Origin of the sequence: Oscillibacter ruminantium GH1 (assembly GCF_000307265.1) — a bacterium.
GTDB lineage: Bacteria > Bacillota > Clostridia > Oscillospirales > Oscillospiraceae > Oscillibacter > Oscillibacter ruminantium.
This window is the reverse complement of sequence record NZ_DF158902.1, coordinates 1-6,282: the sequence shown is the minus strand read 5'-3', so window position 1 is coordinate 6,282 and position 6,282 is coordinate 1. Positions and strand designations below refer to the sequence as shown.

The 6,282-nt window shown below is 58.2% G+C and carries 12 protein-coding genes; all 12 read left to right on the top strand.

Annotated elements, in window-relative coordinates:
- Positions 1 to 759 (top strand): XkdQ/YqbQ family protein (locus ON16_RS15850; protein WP_040664372.1); only part of this gene is annotated, 759 nt, incomplete at its 5' end.
- A gap of 35 nt (positions 760 to 794) precedes the next feature.
- On the top strand, positions 795 to 1,211 hold the full coding sequence (locus tag ON16_RS14725) for a DUF2577 family protein (RefSeq protein ID WP_040664370.1): 417 nt from the start codon (positions 795 to 797) through the stop codon (positions 1,209 to 1,211).
- Complete coding sequence (locus ON16_RS14720) at positions 1,208 to 1,627, top strand: DUF2634 domain-containing protein (RefSeq protein WP_193372967.1); 420 nt, start codon at positions 1,208 to 1,210, stop codon at positions 1,625 to 1,627. The genes ON16_RS14725 and ON16_RS14720 overlap by 4 nt, the downstream gene beginning before the upstream one ends.
- The gene (locus ON16_RS14715) at positions 1,620 to 2,711 is read left to right on the top strand and encodes a baseplate J/gp47 family protein (RefSeq protein ID WP_040664367.1); all 1,092 of its coding nucleotides are present in this window, start codon (positions 1,620 to 1,622) and stop codon (positions 2,709 to 2,711) included. The genes ON16_RS14720 and ON16_RS14715 overlap by 8 nt, the downstream gene beginning before the upstream one ends.
- The gene (locus tag ON16_RS14710; RefSeq protein WP_040664364.1) at positions 2,708 to 3,241 is read left to right on the top strand and encodes a putative phage tail protein; all 534 of its coding nucleotides are present in this window, start codon (positions 2,708 to 2,710) and stop codon (positions 3,239 to 3,241) included. Before ON16_RS14715 ends, ON16_RS14710 begins: the two co-directional genes overlap by 4 nt.
- Positions 3,238 to 4,077 carry a hypothetical protein gene (locus tag ON16_RS14705; protein ID WP_040664361.1) on the top strand — a complete coding sequence of 280 codons (840 nt, stop codon included), beginning with the start codon at positions 3,238 to 3,240 and terminating at the stop codon, positions 4,075 to 4,077. The genes ON16_RS14710 and ON16_RS14705 overlap by 4 nt, the downstream gene beginning before the upstream one ends.
- An 11-nt stretch (positions 4,078 to 4,088) precedes the next feature.
- Entirely contained in the window at positions 4,089 to 4,793 is a 705-nt protein-coding gene (locus ON16_RS16205) for a DUF4376 domain-containing protein (protein WP_051131808.1), read from the top strand.
- Positions 4,786 to 5,250 carry a putative ABC transporter permease gene (locus ON16_RS14695; RefSeq protein WP_040664358.1) on the top strand — a complete coding sequence of 155 codons (465 nt, stop codon included), beginning with the start codon at positions 4,786 to 4,788 and terminating at the stop codon, positions 5,248 to 5,250. The genes ON16_RS16205 and ON16_RS14695 overlap by 8 nt, the downstream gene beginning before the upstream one ends.
- Complete coding sequence (locus ON16_RS14690; protein WP_040664355.1) at positions 5,240 to 5,524, top strand: hypothetical protein; 285 nt, start codon at positions 5,240 to 5,242, stop codon at positions 5,522 to 5,524. The genes ON16_RS14695 and ON16_RS14690 overlap by 11 nt, the downstream gene beginning before the upstream one ends.
- Before the next feature lie 50 nt (positions 5,525 to 5,574).
- On the top strand, positions 5,575 to 5,757 hold the full coding sequence (locus ON16_RS14685; RefSeq protein ID WP_040664352.1) for a hypothetical protein: 183 nt from the start codon (positions 5,575 to 5,577) through the stop codon (positions 5,755 to 5,757).
- 45 nt (positions 5,758 to 5,802) lie between these two features.
- Positions 5,803 to 6,087 (top strand): phage holin family protein, encoded by a 285-nt coding sequence (locus tag ON16_RS14680; RefSeq protein ID WP_040664349.1) that lies wholly within the window; start codon positions 5,803 to 5,805, stop codon positions 6,085 to 6,087.
- Positions 6,080 to 6,282, top strand: a 203-nt coding sequence (locus ON16_RS14675; protein ID WP_040664346.1) for a hypothetical protein, incomplete at its 3' end; no start/stop codon positions are given. The genes ON16_RS14680 and ON16_RS14675, both read left to right, overlap by 8 nt.

The following is a 6,282-nucleotide window of genomic DNA, read 5'->3' as shown; positions in this document are numbered from 1 at the left end:
CGGGACAGTCTTGGCGACACGGTGGACTGCACCGCACTGGATAACGGCTTGTACTTAAAGCGCAACAGCACATACCGCGCGGTGCGCAAGCAGACGGCGGAGGCGGTGACCAAAAGCCTTTGCAGCGAGTTTGGCATCCCGGTCGGCAAGCTGGCGGCCACGGGGATCCCCCTGAGCCGGAATTTTCTGGGGGTCAGCCTGTACCAGATTATCCAGACCATGTACACGCTGGCGGCGGAGCAGACCGGGAAAAAGTATCAAATCCGCTTTTTGTCTAACAGTTTACAGGTGGTGGAGAAGACTATCGGCGCGGACAGCCTGCGGCTGGTGCCGGGGAGCAATCTGATCTCCTGTACCAGCGGGGACAGCATTGAGAACATGGTCAACCGGGTAGGCGTCTACGACGACAACAGCAAACTGATCCAGCATTTTGACAGCCCCAAAAATTACGTATCCCTGTACGGCCTGATGCAAAAGGCCATCAAGGCAAGCGACAGCGAAAAGCCGGAAGTCACGGCCAAAGAGATTTTGGAGGAAAACGGCGTGTCCACCACGATCACGGCGGAGTGCATCGGCAATCCAAAACTGATCACCGGAAACGCGGTGGTGGTGGAGGAACCGGTGACCGGAACCTACGGCCGGTTTTGGATCATGTCGGACAGCCACAGCTTTTCCGGCGGCGTCTATCACACGAAGGTGTCGCTCGAATTTCGGAATCTCATGGATAAGCAGGAGGCCGGGAGTGTGCCGAAGGAGTAATGTGCCCGAATCGGACACATCGGAAAGGAGGAGCCATGAACGAAGATCCGTTTAGCGGGATTTTTAATTTAATGCGGGCCGCTGGCAGCGAGTTTGTTCCAGAGGGCAATGCCCGGCTGCGGCTGGGGACTGTGTTATCTGCCGCGCCGCTGAAGGTCGATGTGGCAGGCACCACGCAGGAAGCAGACCGCTTTTTTATCTGCCACCGTCTGGCGGACGGACACAGCGAGAAACTGCGCGTGACCGGCTCCGCCGTCTCCGGGGCGCTGGACATCAACGCCAGCTGCGGAAACGGCAGCCACAGCAGCATGACGATTACCAGAGGCACGGTGGCGCTGAACGCGGTTGTTACGCAGGACGGCCCGGTGCTGAATATCGGCGATCAGGTGTTGCTGCTGACCTGCGACGACCAGATATTTTACATCATTGACAAGGTGGTGGGGTGCGGATGATTTCAATTTTTCCGGCTGTGCAGCCGGAGGCGGAGGAGACTGACGCCACGCTGCCGCTGGCGCGAGAAGTCCAATGGGACTTTGCGTCCGGCACACCGGTGTTTTCCGCCGGAGAGCCGGTCATTGTCACCGGGGCGGAGGCCGTGAAGGTCTGGTGCTGGAAAGCGCTGCGTACCCCCAGATACCGCCACGACGTGTACACCTGGGACTATGGCAGTGAACTGGAGGATCTGATTGGGCAGGCGTTTACGGCGGACGTAAAGCGCAGTGAAGCCATCCGCTATGTGCGCGAGGCGCTGATGGTCAGCCCTTACGTCACAGGCGTGAGCGAGACAGATGTTTCCTTTGACGGAGACCGCATTATCATAGCCTGCACAGTAGGAACAATTTACGGGGAGGTTGCGCTGCATGTATGAGAATTTGACCGAGGAGGCCGTGAAAGCCCGCATCATCGGGCGGATCAATACGTCGCTGCTGACCAGCGAGGGGAGCTTTACCGGGGACATCATCGCCGCCATTGCGACGGAGATCTGCCAGTGCTATCACGCCATGGACGCACTAAGCCCCATGTTTTATGTGGACGAGACCAGCGGGGCTTACATCGACAAGCAGGCGGCCATGGTGGGCATCAACCGTAAGGCTGGGACGACCGCGTCCTGCAATTTGACCTTTACCGGGACGAACGGTGCGGTGATCCCGGCGGGCGCACCGTTTTACACAGCAGCCGGGCTGGCGTTTTATTTGGACGGTGCGGTGACCATCGCAAACGGCACAGGCGCGGGCAGACTGATCGCCGCAGAGCCGGGCGTGGCCTACAACATCGGGGCGGGCGAGATCGTGTCCACGCTCAAAAATTATAGCGGCGTCAGCGCTTACACCAATGGGGAAGCAACCGGCGGAACAGATCCGGAGACAGACGCTGCGCTGGTAAGCCGCTACTACACCCGAATGCGGCAGGCCCCAACTTCCGGCAACCCCTACCACTATCAGATGTGGGCGGGCGAGGTGGACGGCGTGGGGTATTCCCGCGTGATTGCCAAGGCATCTGGCGCTGGGACGGTGAAGGTTCTTCTGGCGTCGCCGGAAGGCGGCACGGTAGATTCCGGCACTGTTACCTCGGCTGCTGCGCACATCGCCGCAGAGCGGCCCGTAGGCCCGTCTGTGACTGTTGTATCCGCCACAGCCAAGAATCTGGATGTTAGTGCCACGGTAACGATTGACGGCACCACGACCAAGACGGCGGTGCAGGAGGCGCTGGAAGCGGCGGTAAGCGCTTATTTCAAAGCGCTGGTTTCCGGCAGTTTTACCCAGAACCTTGACGCGGAACTGGATGTGATTTCCGAGAAGACCTACACCGTCCTTTACAACCGGATTGCGTTTTTGCTGTTAAGTATCCCCGGCGTGGTGGATTACTCCGCGCTGACGGTGGGAGGTGGAACTGCCAACGTCACCGTGGCAGCCACGGAAGTACCGATTTTGACGGGGGTGACGGTGGTATGACGCTGATCCAGAGATACCCGGAGTTTTTGCAGAAGGGCGCGGAGTTTGCGGATATTCAGGCAGCGATAGAGCCTGAGCGGCTGGCCTTGTGGGAGGCAATGGATGGTCTTTGTGCGCAGCTGTGTGTGGACACGGCCACATGGGGTCTGAAAAGCTGGGAAAATGCGCTGGGAATCCCGGTGGAGGTTGAAAAGGACGTCGCGTTTCGGCGCAGCCGAGTCAAGTCGAAGCTGCGGGGCGCGGGTGTGACCACCGTGGCCATGATCCAAAACGTAGCGGAGAGTTTTTCCAATGGCGACGTGGAGGTCACGGAAAAGGCGGACCAATACCGGATTGAGATTAAGTTTGTTGGAACCATTGGCATCCCGCCCAATATGAACGATCTGACGGCGGCTCTGCGGGAGATCGTCCCGGCGCATCTGGGCTGGGACTACATCATCATCTATAACACATGGAACGCCGTCAAGGCCCACACTTGGGCGGAGCTGGTCACTCGCACGTGGCAGCAGGTAAAGGAGAGTGAGTTATGAGCACGACCGCAAATCTTGGGCTGACGCTGCCAGCTGGAACCGACTGGGCAGACATTGCCGTTTTAAATGCGAACTTTGAGCTGATCGACGCGGCGATGGGGGCGGCGCGGGCGGCAGAGGCATACAGCACTACAAAGACCTACGCGGTGGGCGACTACTGCACCAGAGACGGCGCACTGTTTAAGTGTACCGTGGCAATCACCGCGCCGGAGACATGGACGGCGGGACACTGGAAGTCCACCAGTGTGGCGGCGGAGCTGTTGGCGATTATTGCGTCTTTGTCGAGTAAGATGCCGTTAAATGGTGGTACATTTTACGGGCGTGTAAACTGGTTTGACGAAAACAGAAGTATTGGCAATGGTGCGACGCCAAATCAGTTAGATATCGTTTGCGGAAGAGCATCTATACGATTTGATCCTGACAATATTGCAAGCGGTTTGTCCCAGTGTGTGCTGCTACGGGATACTGGATCAGGTACGGCTTATGCCATTGCCACCGCCACGCCGCCGACGGAGTACGATTTGCCGCTGGCAAGTGGGATCACAGCGACAGAAGGTGGATGTTTTTACAGCAAAACGCAAGACGGAATTGTAAATCTGGTTGTATCCTGCAAAAAAGAGACGGACGGATTAGTTAGCGACTCCATCATTGCAACTTTACCTGTCGACGTTAGGCCGGCAAGAGAGGCCGTTACAAATGCTTTTGCAATTACAAGTGACAACACCACGTATGGATGCTCCATCCGTATATGGCCGTCTGGAGAAATAAAGATTTGGGTGCCTGTAACAAATGTAAATCAGGTAGGATTCCAAATCAGTTTTGTGGCTGGGAATTGAGGTGATACGGGATGAATTATAAGCATTGCTGCGTAATTGACGCAGACGGATATTATCAGACGTTTGTGCGGGTACTGCTACCGGAAGATGCGGTACCGCAAGTGCAGGGGTATATATTGCAAAATGGAGAATCCCTGCTGGATACGGTAGCACCTACCAATCCCCCATATGCGGGAGCTATCGGACTCGTGCGTCCGAAGTGGGATGATCCGTCCAACGCGTGGGTGGAGGGAGCGACCGCCGAGGAGATCGCCGCGTGGGAGGCGGAGCATCCTGCCCCACACGCAAAAACGCTTGCAGAGGTGCAGACTGCCAAACTGGCGGAGATCAACGCCGCCTGTGACGCTGCTATTACCGCCGGGTGCGACGTGACGCTATCGGACGGCACGGCGGGGCATATCAGCCTGTCTATCCCAGACCAGATCAACCTGACGACGGCCAGAGAGGCCGTCAAGGCGGGCGGCAGCGGCTACGCCTATCATCTGGACGGAAGCCTGTGTGAAGTCTATCCGGCGGCGGACATCGCCATCATGGCAAAGGCGGCGACCGCGCACATCCTATACCACCAGACCTACTGCAACCATGCCCGGACATGGGCCAAGCGCTGCACCGCTGTTGCCGACGTGCAGGCCATCACCTACGGCGCGGCGTTGCCGGACGATCTGGCGACGCATATGGCCGCCGTCATTGCGGCTGCGGGAGGCGGAAATGCGTAAGGCTGGGGACGTGATTTTAAGTGGGCTGCTGGCGTGCTTTGTGGGGACGGCGTACTTTCTTATAGAAGTAGCGTGGAAGTCCTCACGCGGGCATCCTGATGGCATCAGCTGGACCATGCTGGTTCTGGCGCTGCTGCTGGGCATCATCATGGAGCGCATGGGGGCGGAGCTGCCGTGGCGGTGTCCGATTTGGGCACAGGCCATCCTGTGCGGCCTTGCCATCACGGCGGCGGAGTTCGTGGCCGGGTGTATCCTCAATCTCTGGCTGGGCTGGAACGTATGGGACTACTCCGATATGCCCGGAAATTTTCTGGGGCAGATTTGCCCGCAGTTTGCGGCCCTGTGGTGCATCCTCAGCGGGCCGTGCATCGTCTGGCTGGACTGGATGCGGTACGCCGTCCGGGGTGGCGAGAAGCCGCGATATACGTGGAAGTGGAGGACTGCGGATGTACATTGACGCAGAGACAATCAACGATTTGGCACGGCTGCTTGGGTCGCTGGCGCTCATCGGATCGGCAGTGCTGGCGATCTACAAATTTATCGAGCGCGACCGGGCACAGAGTAAGACCATTCGGGCAATCCAGACGGAGCAGACGCTGCTGTGCTACGGCATTAAGGCTTGCTTACAGGGGCTGGCGGAGCAGGGGTGCGACGGCCCGGTGCATGATGCACTGGAGAAGCTGGAAAAGCATCTAAACAAGCAGGCGCACGGTGCGCCATCAGATAAGTAACCCAACCGCCGAGGGCGGAAAACATAAGAAGCTGAAAAGGAGATTACATCATGAACAATCCCGACATGACCCGCAAGCAGGAGCTTGCCAATAAGACCGTGCAGCAGGGCTGCTTTGCCGTCACATATGACGATCTGGGCTACGCCGTTAAGGCGGTTCTGACCAGCCACAGCCCCGGCTATGTGGCTGAAGATGGAACTGTGGTTCCCGGCGAACCCATCAAGCGGAAGTAATCAACAGGGGCGGGGAAACCCGTCCCACCGAAGAAAGGAAAGAACATGGATATTACATCTTTTGGCATCGCCTCTGTGGCGGCTATTACCGTGATCTGCTATCTGATCGGCCTGATCGTCAAGGCCACGCCCTTCAACAACGACAAGTACATCCCTATCGCCTGCGGCGTTGTGGGCGGTGTGCTGGGCATCGTGGCGCTGTACACCGGTCTGCCCCAGTTCCCAGCCACGGACCCGCTGACAGCAGTTTCTGTGGGCATTGTCAGCGGTCTGGCGGCTACCGGTATAAATCAGGCGGTCAAGCAGCTGGGCGGTGGCGGAAATGGCTAAGATCATGCAGGCCGGGACGCTGGCCCCGGAGCTGCTGGAAAGCGTCCAGATCTACGTCAACACTAAGCAGTACAAAGAAACCGATGCGTGGAAGATTCTAAATGAAACCGGCGGCGATTTCTTGCTGCCGGGGCCGATCTACCTGAAAGACCGCCGGGGGCTTCCCACCGGGCCGTGCTGCCATTTAAAGGCGGA